This is a genomic window from Micromonospora sp. NPDC051227 (genome assembly GCF_044455385.1).
Lineage (GTDB): Bacteria > Actinomycetota > Actinomycetes > Mycobacteriales > Micromonosporaceae > Micromonospora.
This window is the reverse complement of the sequence record NZ_JBITET010000005.1, coordinates 389,888-416,599: the sequence shown is the minus strand read 5'-3', so window position 1 is coordinate 416,599 and position 26,712 is coordinate 389,888. Positions and strand designations below refer to the sequence as shown.

Annotated in this window: 23 protein-coding genes and 1 pseudogene; 12 read left to right on the top strand and 12 right to left on the bottom strand. The window is 67.7% G+C overall.

Annotated elements, in window-relative coordinates; translation table 11 throughout:
* Positions 1 to 2,598, bottom strand: a complete 2,598-nt coding sequence (lanKC, locus tag ACIA47_RS16780; protein WP_396708754.1) for a class III lanthionine synthetase LanKC — start codon at positions 2,596 to 2,598, stop codon at positions 1 to 3.
* Between the two features lie 472 nt (positions 2,599 to 3,070).
* Here lanKC and ACIA47_RS16775 point away from each other — a divergent pair, with 472 nt between their 5' ends.
* Positions 3,071 to 3,649, top strand: a complete 579-nt coding sequence (locus tag ACIA47_RS16775; RefSeq protein ID WP_203125330.1) for a hypothetical protein — start codon at positions 3,071 to 3,073, stop codon at positions 3,647 to 3,649.
* 268 nt (positions 3,650 to 3,917) lie between these two features.
* Positions 3,918 to 4,523: a lytic polysaccharide monooxygenase gene (locus tag ACIA47_RS16770; protein ID WP_112583273.1), complete on the top strand. Its 606-nt coding sequence runs from the start codon at positions 3,918 to 3,920 to the stop codon at positions 4,521 to 4,523.
* Positions 4,524 to 4,694: 171 nt separating this feature from the next.
* Here the strand turns inward: ACIA47_RS16770 and ACIA47_RS16765 are convergent, their stop codons facing one another.
* The 6 genes from ACIA47_RS16765 to ACIA47_RS16740 form a co-directional block, all read right to left on the bottom strand.
* On the bottom strand, positions 4,695 to 5,054 hold the full coding sequence (locus ACIA47_RS16765) for a VOC family protein (RefSeq protein WP_396708751.1): 360 nt from the start codon (positions 5,052 to 5,054) through the stop codon (positions 4,695 to 4,697).
* 89 nt (positions 5,055 to 5,143) lie between these two features.
* Positions 5,144 to 5,683, bottom strand: a complete 540-nt coding sequence (locus ACIA47_RS16760; RefSeq protein WP_396708750.1) for a GNAT family N-acetyltransferase — start codon at positions 5,681 to 5,683, stop codon at positions 5,144 to 5,146.
* Positions 5,684 to 5,763: 80 nt separating this feature from the next.
* The gene (locus ACIA47_RS16755; protein WP_396708748.1) at positions 5,764 to 6,687 is read right to left on the bottom strand and encodes a serine hydrolase; all 924 of its coding nucleotides are present in this window, start codon (positions 6,685 to 6,687) and stop codon (positions 5,764 to 5,766) included.
* Positions 6,680 to 7,294: a hypothetical protein gene (locus ACIA47_RS16750; protein WP_203125339.1), complete on the bottom strand. Its 615-nt coding sequence runs from the start codon at positions 7,292 to 7,294 to the stop codon at positions 6,680 to 6,682. The genes ACIA47_RS16755 and ACIA47_RS16750 overlap by 8 nt, the downstream gene beginning before the upstream one ends.
* A gap of 230 nt (positions 7,295 to 7,524) precedes the next feature.
* On the bottom strand, positions 7,525 to 8,025 hold the full coding sequence (locus ACIA47_RS16745) for a SigE family RNA polymerase sigma factor (protein ID WP_112639157.1): 501 nt from the start codon (positions 8,023 to 8,025) through the stop codon (positions 7,525 to 7,527).
* On the bottom strand, positions 8,018 to 8,896 hold the full coding sequence (locus ACIA47_RS16740) for a hypothetical protein (RefSeq protein WP_396708745.1): 879 nt from the start codon (positions 8,894 to 8,896) through the stop codon (positions 8,018 to 8,020). The genes ACIA47_RS16745 and ACIA47_RS16740 overlap by 8 nt, the downstream gene beginning before the upstream one ends.
* A gap of 415 nt (positions 8,897 to 9,311) precedes the next feature.
* Here ACIA47_RS16740 and ACIA47_RS16735 point away from each other — a divergent pair, with 415 nt between their 5' ends.
* The 6 genes and pseudogenes from ACIA47_RS16735 (at position 9,312) to ACIA47_RS16710 (ending at position 17,160) form a co-directional block, all read left to right on the top strand.
* Positions 9,312 to 9,740 (top strand): GNAT family N-acetyltransferase, encoded by a 429-nt coding sequence (locus tag ACIA47_RS16735; protein WP_396708743.1) that lies wholly within the window; start codon positions 9,312 to 9,314, stop codon positions 9,738 to 9,740.
* A 560-nt stretch (positions 9,741 to 10,300) separates the two neighbouring features.
* Positions 10,301 to 12,736 (top strand): non-reducing end alpha-L-arabinofuranosidase family hydrolase, encoded by a 2,436-nt coding sequence (locus ACIA47_RS16730; RefSeq protein WP_396708741.1) that lies wholly within the window; start codon positions 10,301 to 10,303, stop codon positions 12,734 to 12,736.
* A gap of 298 nt (positions 12,737 to 13,034) precedes the next feature.
* Positions 13,035 to 14,225: a ricin-type beta-trefoil lectin domain protein gene (locus ACIA47_RS16725; RefSeq protein WP_396708739.1), complete on the top strand. Its 1,191-nt coding sequence runs from the start codon at positions 13,035 to 13,037 to the stop codon at positions 14,223 to 14,225.
* A gap of 161 nt (positions 14,226 to 14,386) precedes the next feature.
* Positions 14,387 to 15,248 (top strand): annotated as a pseudogene (locus tag ACIA47_RS16720) (IS5 family transposase).
* A 198-nt stretch (positions 15,249 to 15,446) separates the two neighbouring features.
* Entirely contained in the window at positions 15,447 to 16,382 is a 936-nt protein-coding gene (locus tag ACIA47_RS16715; RefSeq protein ID WP_396708737.1) for a hypothetical protein, read from the top strand.
* An 82-nt stretch (positions 16,383 to 16,464) separates the two neighbouring features.
* Entirely contained in the window at positions 16,465 to 17,160 is a 696-nt protein-coding gene (locus ACIA47_RS16710) for a hypothetical protein (RefSeq protein WP_396708735.1), read from the top strand.
* 109 nt (positions 17,161 to 17,269) lie between these two features.
* On the opposite strand, the gene ACIA47_RS16705 is transcribed toward ACIA47_RS16710, so the two are convergent.
* The 4 genes from ACIA47_RS16705 to ACIA47_RS16690 form a co-directional block, all read right to left on the bottom strand.
* Positions 17,270 to 17,611 carry a hypothetical protein gene (locus tag ACIA47_RS16705; RefSeq protein WP_396708733.1) on the bottom strand — a complete coding sequence of 114 codons (342 nt, stop codon included), beginning with the start codon at positions 17,609 to 17,611 and terminating at the stop codon, positions 17,270 to 17,272.
* Between the two features lie 650 nt (positions 17,612 to 18,261).
* Complete coding sequence (locus ACIA47_RS16700) at positions 18,262 to 19,008, bottom strand: CPBP family intramembrane glutamic endopeptidase (RefSeq protein WP_396708731.1); 747 nt, start codon at positions 19,006 to 19,008, stop codon at positions 18,262 to 18,264.
* 397 nt (positions 19,009 to 19,405) lie between these two features.
* Positions 19,406 to 20,008, bottom strand: coding sequence for a DNA-binding response regulator (locus tag ACIA47_RS16695; protein WP_112583248.1), 603 nt, complete (start codon positions 20,006 to 20,008; stop codon positions 19,406 to 19,408).
* Positions 20,005 to 21,159, bottom strand: a complete 1,155-nt coding sequence (locus tag ACIA47_RS16690; protein ID WP_396708728.1) for a sensor histidine kinase — start codon at positions 21,157 to 21,159, stop codon at positions 20,005 to 20,007. The genes ACIA47_RS16695 and ACIA47_RS16690 overlap by 4 nt, the downstream gene beginning before the upstream one ends.
* Before the next feature lie 107 nt (positions 21,160 to 21,266).
* On the opposite strand from ACIA47_RS16690, the gene ACIA47_RS16685 reads away from it, so the two are divergent.
* The 3 genes from ACIA47_RS16685 to ACIA47_RS16675 are packed head-to-tail and all read left to right on the top strand — an operon-like array spanning position 21,267 to position 23,571.
* Positions 21,267 to 22,148 carry an ABC transporter ATP-binding protein gene (locus ACIA47_RS16685; RefSeq protein ID WP_203122521.1) on the top strand — a complete coding sequence of 294 codons (882 nt, stop codon included), beginning with the start codon at positions 21,267 to 21,269 and terminating at the stop codon, positions 22,146 to 22,148.
* A gap of 26 nt (positions 22,149 to 22,174) precedes the next feature.
* Positions 22,175 to 22,894: an ABC transporter permease gene (locus tag ACIA47_RS16680; protein ID WP_203122520.1), complete on the top strand. Its 720-nt coding sequence runs from the start codon at positions 22,175 to 22,177 to the stop codon at positions 22,892 to 22,894.
* Positions 22,891 to 23,571: a GPP34 family phosphoprotein gene (locus tag ACIA47_RS16675; RefSeq protein ID WP_396708725.1), complete on the top strand. Its 681-nt coding sequence runs from the start codon at positions 22,891 to 22,893 to the stop codon at positions 23,569 to 23,571. Before ACIA47_RS16680 ends, ACIA47_RS16675 begins: the two co-directional genes overlap by 4 nt.
* 14 nt (positions 23,572 to 23,585) lie before the next feature.
* Here ACIA47_RS16675 and ACIA47_RS16670 read toward each other — a convergent pair whose 3' ends face one another.
* Entirely contained in the window at positions 23,586 to 24,788 is a 1,203-nt protein-coding gene (locus tag ACIA47_RS16670; RefSeq protein WP_396708723.1) for a low temperature requirement protein A, read from the bottom strand.
* 787 nt (positions 24,789 to 25,575) lie between these two features.
* Between ACIA47_RS16670 and ACIA47_RS16665 the strand changes: the two genes are divergently transcribed.
* The gene (locus ACIA47_RS16665; RefSeq protein ID WP_396708721.1) at positions 25,576 to 26,661 is read left to right on the top strand and encodes a hypothetical protein; all 1,086 of its coding nucleotides are present in this window, start codon (positions 25,576 to 25,578) and stop codon (positions 26,659 to 26,661) included.
* Positions 26,662 to 26,712: the final 51 nt, after the last annotated feature.

Here is a 26,712-nt window from a genome sequence, read left to right as displayed (position 1 = left end):
TCACCTCCCTTCCTTCCGTTCGCCGATCAGGTCGCCCCCGCTGTCGCGGGGGAGTCTGTTCGCGCCCGGCAGGGGCGCGAGAAAGGGCAGCGCCGGCGGCTGGTCGTGCTGCGCGCTGGCCAGCGCGTACAGCACGCCGGCGGTGCCGGTGCCGAAGTCCATGGAGAGCCGCAGCAACTGCTCACCGGGGAATGCGGTCCCCTCCCGGTACGGCAGCGCGTGCCAGGCCAGCCGATCCACCTGCGCGCGAAGTTCGCGGCGGTCGGCGTCGTCGGTCGAGGCGGCGAGGTAGGCGATGATGCCGGCCCGGCCGGCGAAGAGCCCGGACTGTGCGTAGAACGGTGAGCGCGCCGCGCGGCGGACCCCCGCGCTCGCCTCGGCGAACCGGTCGTCGGACCGGTGGCGCAGGTACTGGTCGAGGACCAGCCCGATTCCGACACTGCCGTGCGCCAGGTAGGGCATGGTGCGCCAGCCCTCATTGACCTCCAGGGCACCGTCCGGGCGCAGCACACACCGACGCAGATCCTGACGCAGCGCCGTGGCGGCGTGCCTCAACAGCTCGTCGTCGCCGCTGAGCTCGTAGAGCCGCAACAGCATCAGCGCCGGTCCGGTCCGGCCCCGCAACAGCCCGGCGTACGGGTTTCGTCCGCCGCTGACGTCCGGGCCCGGGTCGTCGGCCAGCTGCCCGATGACACGCTCGGCGGCCCGCCACGCGGCGTCGCGCAACGACACCTCTTCGGTGCGCGCGGCCAACTCGGCCAGGTTGAGCGCGATCCCGGACAGCCCGCTGGCCAGGCTGTGGTCGAGCCCGTCCAGGGGTTCCCGCAGGCAGATGTCGAGAACGTCCAGCGCGTCCTGCCGGCGTCCGAGGTGAACGAGTGCGTACGCGACGCCATGCAGCCCGTCGTAGAAGCCGCAGCGGGTGCCGGACGGGGGCGCTGTCGCGCGCCGCACCAGCCAGTCTTCGTGCTCGGGCCACCGCCCGGCACCGCTCTTGTCGAGCGCGTACAGCACCCCGGCCGCCCCGTGGGCGAGGTTGAGGCCGCCGCTGCGGAACTGCTCGATGTCACCGGGAAAGAGCCGGTCGTCGCGCTCGGGGGTGGCGCTGGCCACGATCGCCGTGGTCAGCCGGGCCCGCATGGTGCGCCAGTCATCCGCGTCGAGATTGCCTCGCGGTTCCGCGGTGACGCGTGGCTCACCGGTGATCTCCTCGACCGCCGGATCGAGGAAGGACCTCGGCACCGGGAAGTTCGCGGCGATGATGTCGGCCAGGTGGGTGACCTTCTCCGGGGCGAGCCGGACCAGCTGGGTCAGTGGCAGGAACAGCGCCAACCGCAGGCACGCCAGGGCGTACCGGTCGACCGCCGGCCCGCTGCGGTCCCTCGGTGCCGCGAAGCCCTGGTTGCGCAGCCCGGGTCGGCGGTGCCCGGCGATCGGCGCGGCCACTTCGAAGTCGACCAGGGCGACCCGGTCGTCCGGCCGGATCATGATGTTGAACAGGTGCAGGTCCCCGTAGACCAGGCCGCGCTCGTGGATCGCCTCCACGACGGACTCGACCTGCTCGTAGGTCTGGCGGGCCCACCGGGCGTACGCCTCCCGGTCACCGTCGGTCGCGTCGGCGTCGATCAGCGGGTACCGGTCGACCAGCACCTTGTTCAGCGGTCGGCCCTCGATGAACTCGAGCGCCAGGAACCGGTGCTCGCCGAGGATGAACTCGTCGTGCACCCGGGGCACCTGCGGCAGGTCGGCGAGTTTCCGCAGGGCCTGCGCCTCGCGGGCCAGCCGGGCGACGGCGTCGGTGCCGTCGGCGTCCAGGCCGGCGTGCGGTCGGGCCTCCTTCAGCACCACCTCGGTGTCGGTACGCAGGTCCCTCCCCACGTACAGGCCGCCGCCGTTCGAGAAGTGGATCACTCGCTCGATCCGGTACGGCACCTGGTCCGTGCTGGTGCCGCTCCGGGCGGCCAGGTGCGGGCCGAGAAAATCGGGCAGGGTGACCCAGGACGGTACGTGAAAGACGGGCTCCCGGCGGTCCGGAACCAGCGTGCCGGAGTCGTCCTCGATCGCCGGCACCACCTGGCCGTCGGGCGAGTGGCAGTAGCGGGCGGCGAAGCCGCCGTAGCGCACGTAGACCGGGCCGGTCCCGTAGCGGAGGTCACTGAGGATGTACGGCCCGGTCTCGCCGGTCAGCAGTTCGTCGAGCTCCTTGCAGGCCAGCTCCAGCTCCGCGTCGTCGCGCGGGTAGACAGTGATGAACTTGCCACTGGCGGCCCGGGCGGCGTACTTGGAATTGCGCAGCAGCAGCGTGCGCGGCCCGCGCAGGAACTTGAAGGACAGCCCGCGGGGGACGCAGTAGTTCCAGACCGCGTCCAGCACCCGCTCCGCGTTCGCCAGACCCGCCGAAACGTGGATCTTCCAGCCCTGCTGCGGCAGCGAGCCGCCGTCCGGCGCGTAGATCAGCCAGTCGTCGAGCGGCTCACGGCGCCAGCCGGTTAGCGTCGGCCGGTCGGCGGCCGGGAAGACAGGCTGCGCGACGGCGCTGCCGAGCGAGTCGTAGAACAGCCGGTCCGCGGCGCAGTAGCTGTCGTAGCGTTCGTCCACCGTCTCGCCGCCTCTCGAACTCGGCCGGCTGTTGATCCGGCGTTGAATCGAGTCTCATCGACGGAACGTGGTGGGCTCCAGTGCGCTTAGTCACGACGTTCGATGCGGGGTGCACAGGTACTCATGACATTAGTCAGGGGCGAACTCACGCTGATGCTCGTCGATGTTGCCAAAGCCGATCCAGACGTGTTGGAATGGCTCATATCGCCGCAGCGCGGGGGCAACCGCGCTGAGAACGGCCAGCACGGGAGCATCGCAGCGCCGGCAGCGCGCCGCCTTGGCGGGCGCTCGCCTGGCGGATCGCCGGGCCACCTCTTCGACGACGGGCGTTTCTGCCGGGCAATCCTCCTCGCCCGCCGCAGGTAACCCCCGGCACGTGCCCCCATCAGCTGACGCGCTCGACGCCTGAGCCGCCTGGGGCGTCCAATTCGGCCTGCCAGCACCAGAACCGGCGACGAGGTGAGAAGCAATCATGATTTCCCGAGAGAACTTCGCGGGTTGGTACCGGAACCGCTTCGTGTGGGTGGCGGTGATTGTGCTGGTGGCGTCGGCCGGCGCTGTCGTACTGGTCAACCGGGCCGGCCCGGAGGCGAAGCCGGCGGATCTGCAATCGCAGATCATCGCCCGGATGCGTACCACGCTCGAACAGGCGGACCCGGGGCAGCACAACCATGCCGGACACGGTGCCCAGCAGGCGGCCACCACGGCGAAGCCGGCAGTGATCTGCGGGGTCCGTGTCTACGGCTACGAGCCGACCGAGGCCACCGTGCTCGCCGACGTGCAGACGGTCTACGGCTTCCACCTCTGCGGGGTCGCCGAACAGAAGCGCCCGTGGGACGTGGCGGTCAAACTGGCCGGTCCCGTGATCATGGACATGTCCACCGATCCTCCGGGCATCCAGGTGGTCGAGGCGACCGCCGAGGTCATGTTCACCGACCGGGTGCGGCAGATGCTCCCGCCCAAGTACGCGGAGCTGGCGCTCAAGGAGGCGCTGACCGAGTCGGAGATGGCCGACCAGCGCCGCCGGTACGACGCCGCAGCCGGCCTGTGACCGTGCCGGGCGGCCGGTGACGTGCTCGTTACCCGCACCCGGATCCGAACCGGGCGGCTGCGGACACCCCGGTCAGCTCAATCCACATCCGACCATAGATCGATAAACATTGATATCTGAGCCGATAGATGCAACAGTTGGTTTGGGAGCGTTCCCATTCTGATCTGTAGTCCCGAAGAGCGGAGGATGAACAGTGCGTTCACTCAAGTCCGATCGATCCGGCGGACGATCCCGGTCACCCGTCCGTCGGTCCCTGCGAGCATTCGTCATGGTGTTCGCCATCGTGGCCGGCATGTTGCCCTTCACCGGGGCAGCCCAGGCTCACGGCACCATCATCAACCCGATGAGTCGCGCCTACCAGTGCTGGAAGACCTGGGGCAGTCAGCACATGAACCCCGCCATGCAACAGCAAGACCCCATGTGTTGGCGGGCGTTCCAGGCCAATCCCGACACCATGTGGAACTGGATGAGCCAGCTGCGGGACGGCCTCGGCGGCCAGTACCAGGCTCGCACCCCGGACGGTCAGCTGTGCAGCAACGCCCTGTCCAGGAACGACAGCGTGAACCAGCCCGGGGCGTGGAAGACGACCACCGTCAGCCGCAACCTCACGGTCCAGCTGTACGACCAGGCCAGCCACGGCGCTGACTACTTCCAGGTCTACGTCACCAAGCAGGGGTTCAACCCATCCACCCAGAAGCTCGGGTGGGGCAACCTCGACCTGATCACGACGACCGGGCGCTACGCGCCGGCGCAGAACATCTCGTTCAACGTCTCGCTCCCGGCGCGCAGCGGAAACCACATCCTGTTCGTGCTCTGGAGGGCGTCGCACCTGGACCAGACCTACATGTGGTGCAGCGACATCAACGTCACCTGATCAGCAGTACCAACAACTGCGACGCTGATCCGGCTCAGGGCGTTGACGCCCTGAGCCGGATTGGTCCTTCCGTCGGCCCACCACCTGCGGCACGGGCCTTTCGTGCACCCCTCCGGCGCCGCCACAGGTCATCGCTGCGTGGCAGCGACAGGTCCAGAATTCAGGTGGAGGTCACGCGTCGGCTTCGAGAGCGAAGGTGTTGCCGTCCGGGTCCTGGAACCATGCGATACGCCCACCTCCGGCCCGCAGGGTGATCCCCTTGTCGTCGTACTCGAACTGCTCGTAGCGAACGAACTCGACGCCGGACGAGGTGAGCTCGTCGACGACCTGGTCGATGTCCTCGACGTACCACGTCGCCACCGTCGCCGAGGTTTTCCCGGCGGTGACCGACTGGTACACGTTCAGCGCCGGACCGCCACCGGAGCCATAGACACGACTGCCGTCGGCGATGGTGGCGCTGGGACCGGACCGCAGCGCCCGCAGACCCAGCACCCCTTCGTAGAAGGCCACGGCCTTCTGAATGTCGGACACGGCGACCGAGGCTCTGAGGTGGTACGTACTCAAGGGCATGCACCACTCTGGCAGGTGCTCGACGAATCGGGGCGCCGAATCGGAGACCGTCAAGTCCGTGCGTTGCGGGAAATGCGGTACAGCACGTTCGGACGCAGTGCGCCTTCGGGTTCGGTGGGATCGTCGAAGTCGTCGGCCGGGTTCCGGGTCATACCGATCCGGCGCATCACCGCCTGGGAACGAAGGTTGGTGGCCGTTGTGACAGCGAGGATCTCGGGAAGCTCGAGAGCGTCGAAGCCGTGGGCCAGGACCGTCAGCGCACCCTCGGTGGCGTAGCCCTGGCCCCAGGCCGAGCGGGCGAGCCGCCAGCCGATCTCCACTCCTGTGAACGGCATGTCGTCGTCCACGTCATCCAAGCCCGCGAAGCCGATGAACTGGCCCGTGGCCTGCACCTCGACCGCCCACCATCCGTAGCCTCGCTGGTCGAAATCGGCCTGGAACCGCGACACGGAGGCATCGCTCTGTTCGCGGGTGAGCAGGTCGCCCAAGTGCTCCCGGACCTCGGGGTCGGCATTCATGGCCGCCCACGGTTCACGGTCGGAGTCACGCCATCGGCGCAAGACGAGGCGATCCGTACGTAGTTCAGCCATGCTGCCCAGCCAACGTGAGCTCTGGCCGCGTGGCAATCTCTTTTCGACGGCACCAAGGTCGGCCTGCCCGGCGCCGAGGCCTACGCCGGCGGAGGACCGTCGCCCGCAGTGGCGGCGCGTAGCTCCTTGAGCACGTAGGAGGCGGCCTTCTCGACGACGCGAATGCCCTCTTTCTGGCTCACGTGATGGTCGGAGAGCACGGCGATCAGCCAGTCATGACGGGCCTCGACGATCCGCCCGATGCTGTTGACCAACCAGCGGCCGCCGTCGGCATCAGCGGTGTCCCAGCCGTTCTTGACGTACTCGGAACGACTGCCCGGCTCCCGCGCGGCGGTGACTCCCCATCGCTGCTCGGGGATCACCTTCTTCATGAGGCCCATGATGAAGGTACGGTCCTGCGGGTTCAGCGGTCCCGTCGGTGACGTCAGCGCGGTCAGCAGACGGAGCTGGTCGGCGACAGTGGTAGTGGTGAGTCCCCAGTGCGAGTTGGGCTTCGTCTCACGCAGACCGAGCGCGCGGTTCGCGGCGTTGAGGCCGCGCGAGCCCTCGATCCGCTGCCACAGGGCCACCGCCGCATCGTTGTCACTGGACACGATCATGGCCTCGGCCAACCGCCGGGTGTCAGAACCCAGGGCCTTGCCCGGCGGGTTCTGGCGCAGCAGAAGAGCCGCGAGGATGTTGACCTTGACGATGCTGGCGGTCTCGAAGCGTTTGGCACCGGCCGTCACCGCAGCCGTTCCTTGTCGATCCAGTGCCGCTACCGCCAAATGGCCGTCGTACCGTTGCACGTAGGCCTTGATGCGCGTTCTCGCCTGGTCGATCCGGTCGATGGCCGGCGTCGTGGGAATCGGACTGGCAGGGGAAGAACCGTGCGAGGGCCCGGCTCCCTCGCCGTCGCGACCGCGCGTGGCACCCAAGGCGGCCGTCGCGACGCCGGCCAGCGACATGGTGGCCGCGGAGATAACCCAGCGTCGCGGCAGCTGCTGACCTTTCCGCTCAGCCAAGGCGGGCCACCGCCCTCGCCGCGATCCCGTCCACCACAGCCTGGCTGCCCGGATCGGGGAGGCGGACCGTCGAGACCGTCTCGCCTCGTTTCACCATCACGAAGTACGTGACGGTGTTCGGGCTGTCCGCATGCGCTATGCGGCCTCGAACGAGCATGCCGGTGCCCTCCAGATATTGCGGATCGACGACGTCGAACGAAACCTGCGACCCGAGGACCGGGTAGCTCGCGCACCGCAGGAGGACCCGACGGACGTCATCGACGTTCCGCTCGGCCCATCCAGGTTCGTACGTCTCCACGACGTGGTGGGCCGGCGACGAGCCGTCAGACAGCCGGTAGTAGCGCTGCACGGCAGCCCGCCGATGCGACTTGGCCGGGTAGTCGCTGCTCCTGTAGTTGGGGCAGCTGTCCTGCTCCCACGGCCAGGACGCCAGACCGGTTCGCGCATCGTCCTCATGCCAGTCCGCTCCCAGGTCACCAGCCCCCAGCAGCGGGCTCGGATCGCCCCGTTCCGCGTTCGCGGTGTGTCGCTCGTCGGGGCCGACACCGGACTCCCCCCGATGGCACCCTGCGGCCATCACCAACAACGCCGACAGGACCGCCGGCACGACGGCGACCGAACCTCGGCCTCCGCCGCGAATCCGGCCTCGGCTCGTCCTGCTGCTCGACACGGACACCGAAAACCTCCCCCAACGCACATACTTGCCACCGCGGGTGGCGCTTCAGCCGACGACGCGTGGCCGCACATTCGTCGCCGCCGCAGCACCGACGCGACGGTTGTCGGCCGGCGGCCCCACGCCACCGGAATCCGTCGCACCCCGGCGGCAGACGAGACCGGTCAATGGCGTTCCTCGGCGAACAGCTCGGAACGGGTCTCGCCGAGCAACTCGCGCAGGCGGTTGAGGGAGCGCATGCTCTGGCTCTTGACGACGGCGGTGGAGACGCCCACAACCTCGGCGGTTGTCTCCACGCTCAGGTCGTCCCAGTAGCGCAGGACGATGATCGCCCGGTCCCGCAACGGCAAGGTGGCGACCGCGTCCAGCAACGTCATGCGCAGCTCAGCCGGATGTTCCTCGCCCCGCTCCGGCGGCGCCGACATCGCCAACTCGCGGCTGGAGCGACGTCGCTGCTGGTCGATCATGCAACGCAGCAGTATCTTGCGGGCGTACGCGTGTGGGTCGTCGGCCCGGCGGACCCGCCTCCAGTTGGCGTACACCTTGGCCAGCGTCGTCTGGGTGAGGTCCTGGGCGAGATGCCAGTCGCGGCACATCAGGAACGCCGCGTCGCGCAGCCGGCCAACGGTCGCCTGCGCGAACTCCACGAAGTCTTCGTCAGCCATTCGACCGGGCCAGCTTCGGGAACCTCTTGGCACCGTTGACGACGAACTCGGCCGGCAGTTTCGTTCCCCAGATCGGGTTGGCGGCGATCTCGGTCGCCTCCTTCACGGAGAGGACTGGCGGTGCCGGCAAGGTTCCCTTGGCGTCCCAAACCAGACAGGTAGCGATCATCAGATCGACCTGCAGGCCGCCGCGGTGGTGCACGGTGACCATCTGGCTCTGCACGCAGTTGCCGGGTACCTCGGTCAGCTCCACCGTCCCTGGGACAGGGTCGCCGCCGAGGCGGTCCCGGTAGATGGAGAGCCGCAACATGCCCGGTCCATCGCCTCGGTCCAGGTAGAGCTGGACGTACGGCATGCCGGGACCCGCCCCGCTGCTCTGCAGACTCGCATAACCGCTGGTCTTTCCCTCGGGCAGCAGCCGGGTCAGCAGTTCCAGGGCGCCCTGCGGTGTGGTGGTCAGCAGTTCACCGTCCGGCCCCGCCCCCATATTCAGGGTGTCGATCACCGTGGTCGAGCGAGCCGGCGGCGCTGGCCGACGGGGATCCCGGCCGGTGCCCGACTCCAACCCGCCCGGGGCGCCATCGGAGGACCCAGCCGGGGACGGCGTGGCGGTGTCGACCGACCCACCCGGCGAACCGACGTTCAGCCCGCCAGGCTGACCGGCGTCATCCGCACCGACGTCGAGCGGCCCGGCGGCCAGGCCGATCACGAGCAGCATCGCCAACGCCGATCCACCGGCGCCGACCTGCGCCAGGCGGCGCCGACGACGCAGCCGGCGGCCCTGCACCACCGACTGCTGGACCAGGTCACCCAGCGGCGGGGCGGGATGTTGGGCCAGGTCGTCCCTGAAACGCCCACGCACGTCGCCCATGTCCTTGTTCCTCCTCGGCCGACCGCCCGCAGTGGCGATCCGTCACTGACCTGACGGGTTGACCCGCCGATTTGGTTACCGAATTTCGGCGCGAATTTTCAGTCACCCGCGTCGTCGAAACCCGGTGTTGTCAGCACGTGTGCGGCCACCTCCGTAGCGTCACGCTCCCTTGCGGGTGCGTTGCTGCGGGCGGTTCGAGCAGCTGAAGCCGCTGGCGGTCCCCGGAACATGCACAGGGGCGACACAGTGGGTTGAGGCACAACCCGTAGAGCGTCCTAGGAGGTTAGGTCGTCGAGGTGGAGGCTGACCGGAAGCCGCGGTATCCGGGCAGCTCAGAGATCTGGATGGTCGACACCCTCCGGCGATCCGGCGTGCGATTGACCTTCATGGAGCCATCTCCATACGACGACAATCGATGAGGATCGCGGGTTGGAGTCGCGCCCGGCAGCGGCTCGACCAGACCAGCTGGCCCCAGCACGCGACCGGACATCCGCGGTTCCTGCCCGACCTCTCCTGCCTGGTGCTCGCCGAGGCTGACCGAAGCGACAACCCGGTGGCCGCCTTCCTCTTCGCGCTCGCCGACGGCAGCACCGACACGCCGACGGCGGTTCTGCACTGTCTGGGCACCCGAGCACCCTGGCGCCGCAGTGGCTTGGCCACAGCGATGATCTCGCGGGTCCTGCGCCGTGCGCGCTCAGCCGGCGTCAGACAACTACGACTCAAGGTCACCGACAGCAATCACCCCGCCCTGGCGCTCTACCGGAAACTGGGCTTTGTGGAGTCCGGGCAAGGCTTCGCGGTGCTGATGCGGCAGCTCACCCCCGAGGCCGACGAGCAGCCGTAAGCGCCAACGGTTCGTCGACTCGCGCTCTGCACCGCGTACGCGGAAATGTTCCGCGATTCGCCACAGCACGTGGGGCCCGCCGATGCGCACGTCCAGCTTGTCGCTGCCGAGCTGGTCCACCGCCCGGCCGAAGCGGTCGGTCAGGTGGCCCTCCCGCGCAGGCTGTTCCGGCTAACCCCGTAACAGGCCCGAAACTACCGGTTGAAAACTCTGGAATTTTCTGCCAGCCTGGGAGCCATCGACAAGTGTGAACGTTAACAAGATCCCTTAGCACTGGAGGCGCTCCACGCGACCGTCGGGCTACCCACCCGCCAGGTGACCACGTCCACCACCGAAAGAGCCCACCACCCGCAACCATCCCCCTCGACGGGCGACCGGACCGACACGTCACCGCCCTTCACCCGCTGGCCAGGTAGCCCGAACGACTCGCATCCGGGCTGGTGCCCGACGTGAGTCCCGGCCCACTCGGGCGGACTCAACATCGTGCCCGCCGCCATCCGAGCGGGGCCTCCCAATGGAACAGCGACAGGAATCTCATACCCCACCACAGGAGGATCAGCATGGTTCCCCGGACCCGTCCCATCGGGCGCACCCGACTGCGAACGCTCACTCTTTCCGGAACAGCCGCGATAATTCTGACCCTGGTCGTGTCGCTGCTGCCCAATCTGGCCCAAGCCGCCGAGACGACCCTCGGTGCTGCCGCAGCCCAGTCCGGCCGGTACTTCGGTGCCGCCGTCGCCGCCAACAAACTCAACGACAGCGCCTACACGACGATCCTGAACCGCGAGTTCAACAGCATCACTCCCGAGAACGAAATGAAGATCGACGCGACCGAGCCGCAGCAGAACAACTTCACCTTCGGCAACGCGGACCGGATCGTGAACCACGCCATCTCCCGCGGGTGGAAGGTCCGCGGCCACACCTTGGCCTGGTACTCGCAGCAGCCGGGCTGGATGCAGAGCATGGAGGGCACCGCGCTGCGCAACGCGATGCTCAACCACATCAACCGGGTGGCCGGCTACTACCGGGGCAAGATCTACTCGTGGGACGTGGTGAACGAGGCGTTCGAGGACGGCAACAGCGGCGCCCGTCGTAACTCGAACCTTCAGCGCACCGGCAACGACTGGATCGAGGCGGCGTTCCGCGCCGCCGACACGGCCGACCCTAACGCGAAGCTCTGCTACAACGACTACAACACCGACAACTGGACCTGGGCCAAGACCCAGGCCGTGTACAACATGGTGCGCGACTTCAAGTCTCGCGGAGTGCCGATCGACTGCGTCGGGTTCCAGTCGCACTTCAACGCCAACTCGCCGTACAACAGCAACTACCGCACCACGCTGTCCAGCTTCGCCGCCCTCGGGGTGGACGTGCAGATCACCGAGTTGGACATCGAGGGCTCCGGCACGACGCAGGCCAACACCTACCGCAGCGTGGTCAACGACTGCCTTGCCGTGGCTCGCTGCAACGGGCTCACCGTGTGGGGTGTGCGGGACTGTGACTCGTGGCGCTCCGGCGGCACTCCGCTGCTCTTCGAGTGCAACGGCAACAAGAAGGCCGCCTACACGGCCACCCTCGAGGCACTGAACAGCGCGGGCCCCGGGCCGACCCCCACCCCCACCACGCCGGGTCCGACTCCCACCGTCCCGCCGGGCTCGGCCAGTGAGATCGTCGGCACACAGTCCGGCCGGTGCATCGACGTCCCCAACGCCTCGACCACCAACGGCACCCGGGTCCAGCTCTACGACTGCAACAAGCAGACCAACCAGGCATGGACCTACACCTCGACCAAACAACTCCAGGTGTACGGCACCATGTGCCTGGACGCGGCCGGCACCGGCAACGGCGCAGCGGTCCAGATCTACAGCTGCCACAGCCAGACCAACCAACAGTGGAACGTCAACTCCAACGGCACCATCAGCAGTGTCCAGTCCGGACGATGCCTGGACGCCTGGAGCACCGCCAACGGAGCCCAGATCCAGCTCTACGACTGCCACGGACAAACCAACCAGCAGTTCCGCCTCGCCACCTCCGGCGGGCCCACCCAAACGCCGACGCCGACACCGACGACGCCGCCGACCGGCGGTGCATGTGACCTTCCGTCGTCGTACCGCTGGTCGTCGACGGGCGCGCTGGCGCAGCCGAGGTCGGGATGGGTGTCGCTGAAGGACTTCACCCACGCCCCGTACAACGGCCAGCAGCTTGTCTACGGGACAACGCACGACACCGGAACGACGTGGGGCTCGATGAACTTCGGTCTCTTCAGGAACTGGAACCAGATGGGGTCGGCGTCGCAGAACCAGATGCCGTTCGCGGCGGTGGCGCCCTCGTTGTTCTACTTCGCGCCGCGCAACGTCTGGGTGCTGGCCTACCAGTGGGGTGGTCCGGCCTTCTCCTACCGGACGTCGACCGACCCGACCAATGTGAACAGTTGGTCGGCGGCGCAGACGCTGTTCACCGGAAGCATCTCCAACTCCAGCACCGGCCCGATCGACCAGGCAGTCATCGGTGACGACCAGAACATGTACCTGTTCTTCGCCGGGGACAACGGCAGGATCTACCGGGCCAGCATGCCCATCGGGAACTTTCCGGGCAGCTTCGGGTCGAACTACACGACGATCATGACCGACTCGACGAACAACCTGTTCGAAGGCGTTCAGGTCTACAAACTCCAGGGTCAGAACCGGTACCTCATGCTCGTCGAGGCGATCGGCGCGAACGGGCGCTACTTCCGGTCGTTCACGGCCACCAGCCTCGGTGGTACGTGGACGCCGCAAGCGACGTCCGAGAGCAACCCCTTCGCCGGCAAGGCGAACAGCGGCGCCACCTGGACCAACGACATCAGTCACGGCGAACTGATCCGCAGCAACGCCGATCAGACCATGACCGTTGACGCCTGCAACCTGCAACTGCTCTACCAGGGGCGCTCCCCCAGCTCCGGCGGCGACTACGGCCTCCTGCCGTACCGGCCGGGTCTGCTGACGCTGCAACGCTGACGACCGGACAACGCCGGGGCGGGCAGGCTCGGCACCACACCGGGCCCGTCCGCCCCGCACCCATCCACCACAAGGAGGTAGCGATAGTGCGAGGACACGGACACCACCCCCCACCCTCGGGGAACACCCGCACCGACCGAATGTCCCCCCGTTCTCGGGGACGGCTGTTCAAGCTCGCCGCGGCCGGGATCGCAGCCGCAGTCGGGTTATTCACCATCACCGTGGCGACCGGGTCGGCGTCGGCCGCCGACAACCCGTACCAGCGGGGCCCGGACCCACCCGGACCAGCGTCACCGCCGTGAACGGCCCCTTCGCCAACACGTCGGTCAGCGTCCCCACCGGGTACGGCTTCAACGGCGGTAGGATCTACTACCCGACCGACACCAGCCAGGGCACCTTCGGTGCCATCGCGATCTCGCCGGGTTACACCGCGTTGTTCTCCGCCGAGCTGGCCTGGATGGGACCGTGGCTGGCGTCCCACGGCTTCGTCGTGATCGGCATCGAGACCAACAGCCGCAACGACTTCGACACGGCCCGAGGCACCCAACTCCTCGCCGCACTGGACTACCTCACACAGCAGAGCCCCGTACGCGACCGGGTCGACCCCAACCGGCTGGCGGTCGCCGGTCACTCGATGGGCGGCGGGGGCGCGCTGAGTGCGGCCACCCGACGCTCGTCGTTGAAGGCGGTGGTCGGCATCGCGCCGTACTCGCCGTCGTCGAACCTGGCCAACGACAGGGTGCCCACCATGATCTTCTCTGGGCAGGCGGACACGGTGGTCACCCCGTCCTACGCCACCGGCCTGTACAACAGCCTCCCGGCCACGACGGAGAGTGTCTACCTGGAGGTCGCCGGCGCGGATCATGGCTTCATGGTCGGGCGGTCGAACCCGGTGATGGTCCGGACCATGCTGCCGTTCGTCAAGATGTTCATCGACAACGACACCCGGTACAGCCAGTTCCTCTGCCCGCTGCTGGACTCCAGCGGCGTGGTCACCTACCGCAGCACCTGCCCGTTGCTGCCCTCGACGCCGGCCCCCACCGATCCGCCGACCCCCACCGATCCACCGACCCCCACCGATCCACCGACCGTCCCACCCGGCTCCGCCAACGAGATCGTCGGTACACAGTCCGGCCGGTGCATCGACGTACCCAACGCCTCACGCAACAACGGCACCCGGGTACAGCTCTACAACTGCAACAAACAGACCAACCAGGCATGGACCTACACCTCGACCAAACAACTCCAGGTGTACGGCACCATGTGCCTCGACGCGGCCGGCACCGCCAACGGTGCGGCAGTACAGATCTACAGCTGCCACAGCCAGACCAACCAACAGTGGAACGTCAACTCCAACGGCACCATCAGCAACGTCCAGTCCGGACGATGCCTGGACGCCTGGAGCACCGCCAACGGAGCCCAGATCCAGCTCTACGACTGCCACGGACAAACCAACCAGCAGTTCCGCCTCGCCGCCCTCGCACGTTGATCACGGCCGACTCCGCACACCACCTGTTCGAGGGTGTGCAGATCGACCAGCGGCAGGGCGAGATCCAGCACGCCTGAAACGGGCGGACCCGGCATTGCGCCGGGTCCGCCCGCATCACATGTCGATTTTGGCAGTGGTTGATCGTTGACGATGTGCCGGTGGTGCGTCGTGGTGAACTGACCGATGAGGCGTGGGCGGTGATAGCGCCGCTGCTTCCCGAACCAGGCAGCAGTCGGGGCGGTGGCGGGATCACCGTCAGGTTATCAACGGGATCTTGTGGAAGTTGCGCATCGGTGCGCCGTGGCGCGACCTGCCAGAACGCTTCGGACCGTGGAAGACCTGCCACGAACGGCTGGGCCGTTGGACGGCCGACGGCACGTGGGACCGGATCCTCGCCGCGGCGCAGGTGCATGAGATGGCACACCGGTGCAGTGGACGAGCAGCATCGACTCATCGATCGTGCGGGCGCACCAGCATGCCGCTGACGCCCGTAAAAAGAGGCTCCCCAACAACTCCGGCGACGCCTGGTGCGCAAGATGGCTAGGCCATCGGCCGATCCCGCGGAGGATTGAGCAGGAAATTCCACCTCGCCGTCGACGGACGCGGCCGCCCGTTGTCGATCCTCCTCACCCCGGGCGAGGCCGGCGACAACCCGCAATTGTTGGCGCTGCTGGACGCGATCTGCCTCAACAAGCCCGGGCCCGGACGGCCCCGCAAGCGCCGCGAGGTGCTGATCGCGGAAAGGGCTACGCCCACGACTCGACTCGCCGAGCGTTGCGACAACGCGGCATCCGCCACGTCATCCCTGAACGATCCAGCCAGGTCGCCCGCCGGGTCGCCAAGGGCAGCGCCGGCGAACGACCACCAGCCTTCGACAAAGTGATCTACAAGAAGCGCAACGTCGTGGATCGCTGCTTCAACCGGCTCAAACAGTGGCGCGACCTGGCCACCCGATACGCCAAACGCGCATCGCTCTACCAAGCCAGCCTGGTCCTTATCGCTATCGTCATCTGGCTTCCATGATCGACAGAACAGACCCTGGGCGAACCGCGCGACCCCGATGAGTGTGAGTGAGCAGCCCGCATCGCTAACCGCGCTGCGGCAGACGGGCCGAATGCTCACCGAGGCCGAGTGCCATCTGCACACAGTCTACTAGATGACGCTTTCGTTCCGAAGTCGACATGTCGCTGCGACGATACACCGGGTGACGAAGGAGGCGACGTGGCGCGGCGGAAGCGAGAGCAGGTCCGTAACCGACAACCCGGCGGAGTTCTTAGAAGCCAGCCGGTGGCCTTGGAGACTCCAACGCCGGTGCGATGGTGGAAGAAACCGATCACCTGGGTGATCACCGTCTGCCTGGCCATGGTCGGCGCTGTGATCACAACCTACGGCACCGACATGGCCAAGGCGTTCCTCGGAGAGAGGGCTGCGCCCGAGGCGGTCGCAGAACGCGCCGCCCAGCCATCGCCCCTCATCGTGGTGGATCAGAGCCGCGTCGTTGACGTCGCCCGCAGCTTCGTCTTGCCCCAGTCACCGTCTGACAGCGCGTTGCAGGATTGGGACCGGTCACGCAGTGATATGCCCACCCAGCGGTGGCTCAACGACCAAGGCGCCGTGGACGTAGAGACTTCGTACTGGCAGATCACGTTCCAGGGCACAAGGACCGAGGTCGTGGAAATCGTCAACATCCGGCCGGTCCTGGAGGACGGCCGTTGCGCGCCAGCAATCGCGGGAGTCCTCGTGGAGAACGCTACCTCCGGGGCCACCGACAAGATTCCCCTCACTGTCGCCATTGACCGGCCCAACCCCCGACTGCTGATCAACGACGGTAGCGGCGACGCCGGCAAGCCATTCTTCGATCTGAAGAAGATCAGTCTTCCCCGCAAGGAGAAGAACGTCGTGGTCGTCAGCGCTACCACCAGCGGCCCCTATTGTCGCTGGCGGCTGGCCATCGAGTACTTGGCCGACGGCCACCGTGGCGAAATGATGGTCAGCGCCCCAGGAAACCGCCCGTACACCGTGACCGGAACAGTGTCATCCGACAAGTATTCGGATGTGTTCATCGCGAACCTGTGGCAGTGCGGAGAGCCTCGGAAACGCCTGAGCGGCCCGGATTACCTCAAGCTTCAGAAGGGTGACCGAAGTGTCTGCGGCTGAGCTGAAAGCCGCCGCTCGAACGGTCGTGGCAATCGGACTTGCTCTCCTCGCAGCGTCCTGCACGGGAGCCCCTTCGGACGCGATGGCCGAGAAGAGCCCCGCTGCTTCGGACACTCCCGCCAAGGTTGCCGTGCCTCTGCACCGCAGCTTCTCCTCCCTACCGGACCTGCCCGACACGACAGCCGACGCGGATTACCTTCAGGTCACCGGCATCGACGGACTGGACGCCACCAATAGGGCACTCGCCACGCTCTTCACACACGATCCCGCCACCGTGGCCGCCAGAATGTCCCTCCCCGCCGGGTCCGCGATCACCTATCACCAACGCTCGTCGCGAAACGCCGTCGTTCACACCAACGGTGCCTTGGTCAGTATCCTCGCGCCCGTCTCCGCCGAATCCGTAGAAGGATTCGTCACTGACTACTGGCTCGCCACCACGCTCACCGTCCCACAAGCCGCTGAGGTCAAGATCACCGATTTGTTCTCCAGTCCGACGGCGGCAACGGATGCGCTGAGCGATCTCGTACGACGACGCCTTCCGCATTCGGACGATGAGTGCATCAAAGGTTCCTGGGATCCCGACTACGCCTCCGCCCAGCAGTGGCACGCTTCCGACACGTACGCGAAGTTCGCGATGACTCCCGACGGACTCGTCATCGGATTCGCCAAGGGGCGCCTGATACCACCGCCGTGCGGAATCTTCCGGATGACGTTCAGCTGGGAGGAACTTAGGCCGTTGATGGCCGATCGAGGTCGGCGCCTCGTCGCGCAACTGTGAGCGATCAGTGGGGAGTGTCAAGTAGATCCACACTCCCCTACAAGATCGGCAGGACACGCCCTAGACGAGGGCATCTCCGATCCCTCGGGGGTTATGACGGCGATTGCTGCTACCGGGGTGCCGCTCTCGGCATGATTCTCCGTTCGCCGGTGGCGGCCATCGAATACATCGCGCCGCTGGCGAGCGGGATCAGCCGGGCCAGGCCCGGCTGTCCGTTGCGTCGGGCCAGGTCGGTCCCGAGGCGAGCCATCAGCAGGGTGAGCGCCGGCAAGGGCCGGACGTAGAGGCTGATGTCGCTGATCAGGCCGTCGGCGCCCAGGCGCAGTCGCTGGGCTTCGTAGAGACGCACCGCACCGACCTGCGCCTCACAGAAGAGCGCCACGGTACCGCCCTCGGCGACCTGGTCGGTGTAGGTGATGTCATCGATCGCGGCCAGGGCCACTTCGAGCAAGGTGCGTACTTGCTGGCGGCCCTGGAAGGTGAACTGCTCCGTGATCGGCGTGACCAGGGTGAGGATACTCCCCTATGTCTGCTGTGGACGTCAGAAGCTCTGGTGCTGCATACCGCTGTCACGTCAGGAACGCTTCGGGAGACGGTTTTCCCACCGTCGACACGTTCGTCCCGCAGCGGTCGCTGGGCAGTCACGGTTTGGGTTGCGTTCGTCCTACGTAGACCGGGCGATGGCGTACGCGACGTCCCCCGGTCGACAACCGGGATCGCCGCCGCCCTGCTGGATGTCCTGCCCGCCTCGTTCACCCATCGGCTGGAGTATGGAGGCTTGCTGACGTAGGCGTCAGTGGGCCGACCTCAACCTTCGACGTCGCACACTGGTTAGGGCCGACGTGCCGATTGGCGGATACTCGGCCAGTGATCCGTGCGGCAGCGGGCGACTGCGCACCGGAGGGCGACGACCCCGAGCCCGTCAACCTTGACTGGGATCGGGCCAGCAACCTCAACCTTCCACGGACTGCTGCGCGACCGCACCCCGATCAGCGCCAGGAGCCCGTACGAGGTGTGGGGCACGGCGACGCAGACAGTCGGCGACCTCCAGGCTTTCCTCCCGTCCGAACAGCTGCCCGCATGGGTGAACGCCTTCACCGCCTACTGACGCTTTGAGCAGTCCGGCCGGTCAACCCGCTCGTCTGGCCTGAGCTCGCGGCTCGTGCAGCCAGACCAGCACCACATGACGACGTTGACGGCGCCGAGGATCAGCAGGGACGCGTCACCGGAGTCGGTGGACCGGTCGATCGCGAAGGCCTCGCCGTCGGCCATCACCGTGTTGACGGTCGTGAACAGGACGTTGTTGGCGACGTGGAAGGCAACCGGTGCCTCGATACCGCGGCTGATGGTGGCCATCAGGCCAGTGCTGATGGCGATCACGGTGTAGTAACCGAAGAGCCAGGGGTCAGCCGACCCGTGGATCACGGCGAAGCCCAGGCCGGAGACGACGAGCCCGACGACCAGGGCCGGGCGAACCGCACGCACCCAGGACGCGGCGGCGGGCAGCACGGCACTTCGGAACATCAGCTCCTCGCCGAATGCCTGCACCGGGGTGTTCAGCACGACGATCACCAGCATGCCGACCGTCGTGCCGGTGACACCGAAGGCGGTCCAGCCCGGTTCGCCGGGCGCGACGAGCGCCACAACTCCGATCCCAGCACCCACCAGCAGCGCCGCTGCGATCAGGTAGTACGTCAGGCGGCGGGCGTCGAAGGCTCGGGGTGCACTGATCAGGCTGCGCCACGGTACCTTGGCGGTCCACACCAGGAGCAAAATCGCCAGGACGCCCGCCGTGCCGATGCTGAGGTTGACGGCCAGGAACTTCAATGGCGTGAGAGTGGCTGACATCGGGTCGCTGCCCTCGATGACGCCCACGAGCTGGTAGAGCAAACCTGTAGCACCACCATCGCCAGCGGCGGCACGAGATGACCACGAGCAGCTTCCACCAGCTCATCCAGAGGTGGGCGCCGAACGGCCGGGAGTCGTCGACGACCGGCCGGACATGCTCCGGCGTCAGAAGGCGCGAGCTTCCTGCGTCAGAAGGGCTCGGGCGTTCCGTCCTCTCCGAGGGTCCCGCGGCTCTTGGGGCGTTCATCGGGGTGCTTCCCTTCGAAGGTGGTGTGCATCCCCATTGCAGCGCTCGCCGCGCCTCGTGGCCGGTGCCACCACGTCACCACGTCACCGTGACATTTCGACGTACGCTTTTCGACCACCGTCACAAGATGGCGATCGCGACCTCGGCCGTCTACAGCCAGTCGTGTTCGCGGGCGTACCGGGCCGCTTCGTGGCGGGTCCGGGTCTGGGTCTTGCGCATCGCGTTGGAAAGGTAGTTGCGGACGGTGCCCGGAGCGAGGTGGAGCCGAGCGGCGATGTCGGCGACCGAGTAGCCCTCGCCGGTGACCCGCAGGACGTCGGCCTCACGGTCGGTGAGGGGGCAGTCCTCGGTGACGGCGAGCACTGACACGTCCGGGTCGATCCAGCGTTTTCCCGAGTGCAGGGTGGCGATGACCGAGGTGATGTGGGCTGGCTCGGCGGACTTGCTGACGAAGCCCTGGACACCGAGCTTCAGCGCCTTGCGCAGCACGCCGGGCCGGGCATGCCGGGTCAGCATGAGGATCACCTGCTCCGGTCGCTCGCGGCGGATCTCGGCGACCGCGCCCAGGCCGTCCACGCCCGGCATCTCCAGGTCGATGACCAGCACGTCGGGCCGGTGCCGCAGGGTGGCGGCGATCGCCGTCCGGCCGTCCTGCGCCTCGGCGAGAACGGTGATGTCGCCCTCCATCGGCAGCAGCGCGGCCAGGGCCGTGCGCAGCAGCGCCTCGTCGTCGGCGAGCACGATGGTGGTCATTGGCCGTCCTTCCCGCCAACCGTCGGGGCCGCGTCGGCCCGAGCGGGTGGGAAGACCGCAGCGGTCAGGAACCGCCCGTCCTGCTGTTCCACGGTCAGCTCACCCCCGTCGCCCGCCACCCGTTGCCTCAGTGCCGCCAGTCCCCTGAGCTCGGGGGCCGTGGTGACGGTCACGCCGTCGTTGACGATGGTGATGCCCCGCGCGGCGAGCGTGATCTGCACCTGGGTGGCCTGCGCGTGCCGCAGGATGTTCGTGGTCGTCTCCCGCAGCACCTGCCCGAGCAGTTCGCTGGCGCGGGTATCGACCTCGGCCTCCCGGGTCACCCGAACCCGGATACCGGCCGCCTCGAACAGGTTCTTCGCGTTCTCCATCTCGGCGGTGAGGTTGAGCCGCCGTTGCGCGTAGGCGAGTTCCTTGGTCTGCGCGATGGTGTCGCTGACCAGCGTGTACGTCTCCCGCAGTTCTTTTTCCGCCCGAGCGGTGTCGCGGAGCAGCAGTCGCTGGGCCAGGGCGATCTTCAGCTTGACCACGTGCAGGGTGTGGCCCTGGATGTCGTGCAGGTCGCTGGCGAACCGTACGCGTTCCCGGACCACGGCCAGCTCCGCCTCGCGTTCCCGGGTCTGTTCGAGCTCCCGGATGAGGTCGTAGAACCGTTCGCCCACCACGGTGAAGACCGTCACGACGACGGTGAGGGCGGTCGGGACAAGAACGTAGGTGACCAGGACGTGACCGATGTCGTCCCGTTGCACCAGCAGCCGCGCCGCGCCGACGGCGGCGACGTAGGTGAACAGCCCAGCCATCACCAGCTTCCGGCGTCGTCGCACCTCGCGCAGGGCAAGCGAGCCTACGGCGCAGAAACCCCAGTAGGCGTTGGGGCTGCCGGTCACCAGGACCCCGAGCGGCCAGACCGCTGCCGCTACGACCAGGCAGGGCAGCGCGACCCGGGCGAGGTCGTTGGCCGTCCACCGTTCGAAGGCCACCACGCCTGCCACGGCCCCCGGCGCCAGGACGACGACGTGCCACCAGGTACGCGCATCGGTGTAGAGCAGGACCACCGCGGCGAACACCACCGGCGGCAGTGACGTGGCCAGGTTGAGTCGGCGCAGCCTTCTCTGCGTCGACTCGGTGAAGCGCGGCGATCTCGCGGTCACCATGTCAGTATCCGGCAGCAAGGGGCCACGACCAGTGACACCACGTCACATGCGGTGATGACGTGGTGCCACTGACGGGTCGGCCCCGCCCGCGCTGTCATTGGTGCATGTCCACCACACCCGTCATCGAAGTCGAACGGCTGAACCTCACCTACGGCGACTTCCACGCCGTCAAGGACCTTTCCTTCGAGGTACGACCCGGAGAGCTCTACGCACTGCTGGGCACCAACGGAGCCGGAAAAACCTCGACCCTGGAGGTTGTCGAGGGACACCGGAGGCCAACCTCGGGCACCGTACGCGTCTTCGGGCACAGCCCCGACGACCGCAGAGCGGTACGTCCCCGAATGGGGGTCATGCTCCAGGAGAGCGGATTCTCTCCGGACCTCACCGTCCGTGAGTCCGTCGGTCTGGTCGGTCGGCTCACCCGCCGCACCGACGACGTCGACCGGGTGCTCGACCTTGTCGACCTCACCGCCCGAGCCGGACGTAAGGTGTCGCAGTTGTCCGGCGGGGAGAAGCGGCGGCTGGACTTCGCCACCGCGGTCTACGGCGCCCCGGAGCTGATCTTCCTGGACGAGCCGACCACCGGCCTCGACATTCAGTCCCGCGACGCCGTCTGGACGACGGTGGACCGGCTCCGGGAGAACGGCGCGACCATCGTGCTCACCACGCACTACCTGGAGGAGGCACAACAGCGCGCGGACCGGATCGGGCTGATGCACGAGGGCGCCTTCCACCGGGAAGGCACCGTCTCCGAGCTGACCCGCACCCTGCCCGCGGTCATCCGCTTCTCGCTCCCGGCACCGGCGCCGACGCTGCCGGTGCGGGCCGCCGTCGACGCGGACGGAAAGGCCACGGTCGAGACCTTTGAGCTGCAGAAGGACCTGCACCTCCTGCTCGGCTGGGCCCAGGACCACGCCGTGGAACTGCGGGACCTGGCGGCAGGGCCGACCCGGCTCGACGACGTCTTCCGCGCCATCAACAGTTGATTCGATCATCCGCGAGGAGCCTCACCGTGTTGTCCATCGCGTCCAGCGAACTGATCCAGATCTTCCGCAACCGGCTGGTGCTGATCACCAGCCTCATCATCCCGGTCGCGGTCTGTGCGTTCTTCGTCCGTCAGCACGAGACCTACGCCGCCATCGGAAGTCTCGGCTACATCGCCGCGATCGTCGTGTTCACCGTGGCCGCGTTCGGGCTCTACGCCACCGCCGTCACCACCCTGGCGTCCCGGCGGCAGAACCTCTTCCTCAAGCGGCTGCGCTCCACCGCCGAAGGCGACGCCGGCATCCTCGCCGGCCTGCTGCTGCCCGTACTCCTTCTCGCCGTGGTGCAGGTGACCGCGATCCTGACCGCCCTGGCCGTGGTTGCCGGCGGACCGGCGAACGTCGCCCTCCTGGTGGTGGCGGTCCTCGCGACCGTGGCCATGATGATCGGCCTGGCGCTGGCCACGGCCGGGCTGACGAACTCTCCCGAACACGCCCAGGTCACCACCCTGCCCGTCACCCTCGGCGTGATCGCCATGGCCAGCTGGGTGGGAATCTCCGGCACCGAGAACCTCGCCTGGCTCAAGCGGCTGCTGCCCGGTGGCGCGGCCACCGAACTGACCATGAACGCCTGGAACGGCGGAGTCGCCGTGACCGACTCCCTGCTCCTGCTCGCGCCCACGCTCGGCTGGGTCGTCGTCGCCGTCGCTCTGGCCAACCGACTCTTCCGCTGGGAGCCTCGCCGATGACCACCGAAGCCCTGTCGGACGCGCCGACCCTGGTGGAAGATCTCCTGCTGCTCCTGTTCCAACCCAGGTCCGGGACCATCGCGGGAGAGAACACCCTCTTCTACGTCCTCGGCGGCGCCGTCCTCGCAGACCTCGCCCTCGGCGACCACCTGACCACGGCGGACCGGGAGCGGCTCCGGAGCGTGTCGGGTCACCCACCATCGGATGGTCTCCTGCGCCCGGCGTGGGACTACCTCGCTGAGAAACCGAGAGGGGTGCAGACGGCCCTGGCCGCGATCGGTCCCGCCCTGCGCAAGCCGGCGTTGGAGCGGCTCATCGCGCGAGGCGACATCGACCAGGAGCCCCGTAAGGTGCTCGGCCTGTTCCGAACGACCGCCCTGCGGGAGGGCAGAACCGAACGACGGGCCCGCCTGCTCGCCGACGTTCGGCGGGTCCTCGTGGACGGTGCGGAGCCGCAGGCCCGTGTCGCCGCGCTCGCGGCGCTGCTCTCGGCGAGCGGAACGCTCCCGCAGTTCCACCGCGAGATCCCGTGGACGTCATCGGTGATCAGCCGAGCCAAGGAACTCGAGCGGGGCAACTGGGGTGCCGACGCCGCGGCGGCGGCCGTGACCCGCACCGTGACGGCCACCGTCGTCAACAGCGCCATCGTGGCCATCACCGTGCTTCCTCGAAGCTAGGGCGCGTCCGCCACTCACTGCCTGGAGTTTGCCGGGTGCGGCCGTTCGGGCGGTTTCCCCCTGGCGTGGGCGGCATCGGAAGCGGCGATGCCGGCGAGGACGATGACGGCGGTGACGGCCACGGCCAGCGGCGGCAGAAGGATCATGAACGGAGAGGCGCCGGCAAGCGCCAGAGCGCCGATGATCCGGGAGTGGGACACCCGGGCGAATACGGCATGTTCCACCAAGGCTCGCCCGATCAGAAAGAGCATCGGTCCGCCGAGGACGACGAGGATCCACGCCGCGTTGGTGTGCCCGAACGGATGTTCGATCACGATTTCGTATCCGACGGCAACGGCGACGATCCCGGCGACCATGAGCACGTGCGCGAGGAAAGCCTGCCGGATGAGGTGCGCGGGTTCAGCAGCGGCTCTGATGGCTTCGGGCAACAACTGGCCCGCCCTGAAGACGTAGACGCGAAACAGCAGCACAGTGGTGATGAATGAAACCGCGAAGGCCGCTGCCGCCCCGCCCTGCCGGAACGATGTTTCACTGTAGGCCGAGCCGGTCGTCAAAATCAGTTCGCCCAGCGCGATGATGAAGAATTGCCGGTAGCGCTCAGACAGGTATTCGGCCAGGACCGGCCACTGCCGTTGGGTGGGGCGGGACCACGGCGCGGGGTAGAACAGCAGCAGTGCCGCGCCGTCGATGGCGATCGCGAGCGTCCACAACAGGCTGCGGGCCAGATCCGTCACGATCGCGCCGGCGATCCACGGCACGGCCGACAACGTGAACCAGAAGAACACCCCAGCCGCTCGGCGCTGAGCTTCGTGTCCGCGCAGTATCGGCACGATGACCAGCCCACGAACGATGTGGACGGCGACGTACGCGCCAGCGAAGGCCAGACTTCTGTCCCCGAGCGCATGCGGCACCGCGACTGCCATCACCAGCGCCCCGAGCATGGCCGTGTAGACCAGCACCTGAAGCTGCGGCCGCTGCGGATCATAGAGGTCGGTGACCCACGCCGTGACGAACCACAGCACCATGAAGGCCAGCAGCAACAACAGCGTCTCGCCAGCCTCGATGAGGACGACTCGCTGCTCGGTGAACTCCTCGACCAGCCGCTGCGAAACCCGGTTGAGGGCAAAGATGAAGACCAGGTCGAAGAAGAGTTCCAGAAGGCTCGGTCGTTGCGGTTGCCCGGGATTTCGAAGCAGCGCCGCTGCCCTTGTCGCCATGGGCCGCCCATTCCTGCCGGCTTCGTCTGTCTGGGTATTGGTACCACCCCGGGAAGGTCGTCGAGTCGATACCCGAAGAATGTGAGTGGACGACACACCTTTCGGTAGGCGTCGTGGTCCCCATTACTCCGTTGGGTCGGTCCAGCACCGGTAATCGGCACGAAGCGGCGCGCTACGAGCACGGGGTCGCATCTTGCTTCGCGGGGTACGCCCTTGCGCCACGCGGGCGCCGTCGGATCAGCCGAGCGGGTCGGTTTCGTGGAACTGCGGGTGCACGGGGTGTCCGCCTTTGGCCCGGACGACCTGCTGGACCGACAGCACGTGCAGCAGGTGGCGGGGCGCTGGCGCCGGCTGCGGCCATCAGCCTGGTGTCGAGGCCCGGCACTCCCGTCTGACGTCTTCCGCGCGGCCACCCGCGGCGTGGCGGGACACCGACCCCGTCGGCTGATCATCCGTGGGCCTACGGCTCACACCTTCCGGGGTGCAGGAGAACGAGCCGGGGAACCCTCCGGGCCGATGGCGAACGGCGAGCAGCACCGGTTCGGGGTGGACAGCCCGAAGCTGCCCCTCCGCTGCGCTGTCAGCGAAGGCATTCCAGATGTGGCACGCCAACTACCTTCGAGTTTCCAGCGGCCACCTCTCCCACGCACTGATGTCGAGACACTGCTCAGAAGTTCGGTCACGGGTAGCGGACAGCCGACACCAGAACACGATGTAGCCGACTGTGACCATCGGATCACTACGAGCACACTCCTCTCCGACATGTTCCCGTCGACTGGAGGAACAGATGCGTCTCCGATCGTTAGTCACCACGGCACTGGCCGCCGTCCTGGCCGTCGGCGCACTCGCGCCGCCGACGCCGGCCGCGGCGGCCACCGCCGACCGCTGGGGCTTCGCGTACGTCAAGGACCCCACCGTGCCGGCCTGGACCGTGCTGGACACCAGCCGGCAATGGGGTAGCTGGAAGACCGCGTTCCCGGCCGCCTGGGCCGACGGCATCAAGCTCGCACCCGGCCGGTTCCAGGTCCGCTTCCCGCAGATAGGCGCCAGCTCACGGGGTGTGCCGCACGTGACCCCGGTGAACCGGACCGGTCACTACTGCGAGGTGGTTCGCTGGTTCCAGTCCGGCGCCGACGAGATCGTGGACGTGCAGTGCCACAAGCCGGGCGGCACGCGCGATGACACTCCGTTCACAGTGCTCTGGACGACCAGCTCGGGCGTGCTGCCGGCCGGCACCGCACACGCGTACGTGCAGTGGAGCAGCGGCCTGGTGGTGCAGTCGTACAACTCGACAGGCGTGGTGAACACGGTCGGGCCGCTGGGCGTCGGGCAGTACCTGGTGCGGCTGCCCGGGGTGGGATTGGCCGGGCTGCTCGCCGGCAACGTGCAGGTCACCGCCGTGCAGCCGAACGCCGGCCCCCGCCGCTGCAAGGTCAACTCCTGGAGCGCGGTCGGCACCGGTGTCCAGGTGTACGTCTTCTGCTACGACCAGGCAGGCGCGTTCATCAACACCGACTTCGTCCTCTCGTACCACCGTCGGCGGCCGGTGATCGGCTCCCTCGGCCCGCCCTCGTACTTCGGTTACCTGGGTACCGCCGTCGGCGGGCCGACCAACGACAACTCGGTGCTCGGTGTCGGTGCGAACACTGTGGCACCGCTGGCGCCCGCCGGCCGCTACCTGGCGACCTTCCCGCAGGTCGGCCTCAAGGAGACGCACGCCCAGGTGGTGGCGCAGGGCACCGGTAGCAACTACTGCCACCTCACCCAACCCTGGACATACACCACCAACGCCGACGTCGACGTCATCTGCTTCGACAACGCCGGCGTCGTCATCCCGCACCGCTTCCTGGCCACCTTCACCTCCCGGCTCTGACGTCGGGCCGCGCCGGCGGTGGCGGTCTCCGTTGCTGCCGGCGCGGTCAAG

What these genes read in the sequence shown, in the direction of transcription:
- ACIA47_RS16775 (WP_203125330.1), top strand. Translation starts at nt 3,071, where the DNA reads ATGATTTCCCGAGAGAACTTCGCGGGTTGGTACCGGAACCGCTTCGTG.
- ACIA47_RS16770 (WP_112583273.1), top strand. Translation starts at nt 3,918, where the DNA reads ATGGTGTTCGCCATCGTGGCCGGCATGTTGCCCTTCACCGGGGCAGCC.
- ACIA47_RS16760 (WP_396708750.1), bottom strand. Translation starts at nt 5,683, where the DNA reads ATGGCTGAACTACGTACGGATCGCCTCGTCTTGCGCCGATGGCGTGAC.
- ACIA47_RS16745 (WP_112639157.1), bottom strand. Translation starts at nt 8,025, where the DNA reads ATGGCTGACGAAGACTTCGTGGAGTTCGCGCAGGCGACCGTTGGCCGG.
- ACIA47_RS16740 (WP_396708745.1), bottom strand. Translation starts at nt 8,896, where the DNA reads ATGGGCGACGTGCGTGGGCGTTTCAGGGACGACCTGGCCCAACATCCC.
- ACIA47_RS16735 (WP_396708743.1), top strand. Translation starts at nt 9,312, where the DNA reads ATGAGGATCGCGGGTTGGAGTCGCGCCCGGCAGCGGCTCGACCAGACC.
- ACIA47_RS16730 (WP_396708741.1), top strand. Translation starts at nt 10,301, where the DNA reads ATGGTTCCCCGGACCCGTCCCATCGGGCGCACCCGACTGCGAACGCTC.
- ACIA47_RS16710 (WP_396708735.1), top strand. Translation starts at nt 16,465, where the DNA reads ATGGCCGAGAAGAGCCCCGCTGCTTCGGACACTCCCGCCAAGGTTGCC.
- ACIA47_RS16700 (WP_396708731.1), bottom strand. Translation starts at nt 19,008, where the DNA reads ATGTCAGCCACTCTCACGCCATTGAAGTTCCTGGCCGTCAACCTCAGC.
- ACIA47_RS16695 (WP_112583248.1), bottom strand. Translation starts at nt 20,008, where the DNA reads ATGACCACCATCGTGCTCGCCGACGACGAGGCGCTGCTGCGCACGGCC.
- ACIA47_RS16685 (WP_203122521.1), top strand. Translation starts at nt 21,267, where the DNA reads ATGTCCACCACACCCGTCATCGAAGTCGAACGGCTGAACCTCACCTAC.
- ACIA47_RS16675 (WP_396708725.1), top strand. Translation starts at nt 22,891, where the DNA reads ATGACCACCGAAGCCCTGTCGGACGCGCCGACCCTGGTGGAAGATCTC.
- ACIA47_RS16670 (WP_396708723.1), bottom strand. Translation starts at nt 24,788, where the DNA reads ATGGCGACAAGGGCAGCGGCGCTGCTTCGAAATCCCGGGCAACCGCAA.
- ACIA47_RS16665 (WP_396708721.1), top strand. Translation starts at nt 25,576, where the DNA reads ATGCGTCTCCGATCGTTAGTCACCACGGCACTGGCCGCCGTCCTGGCC.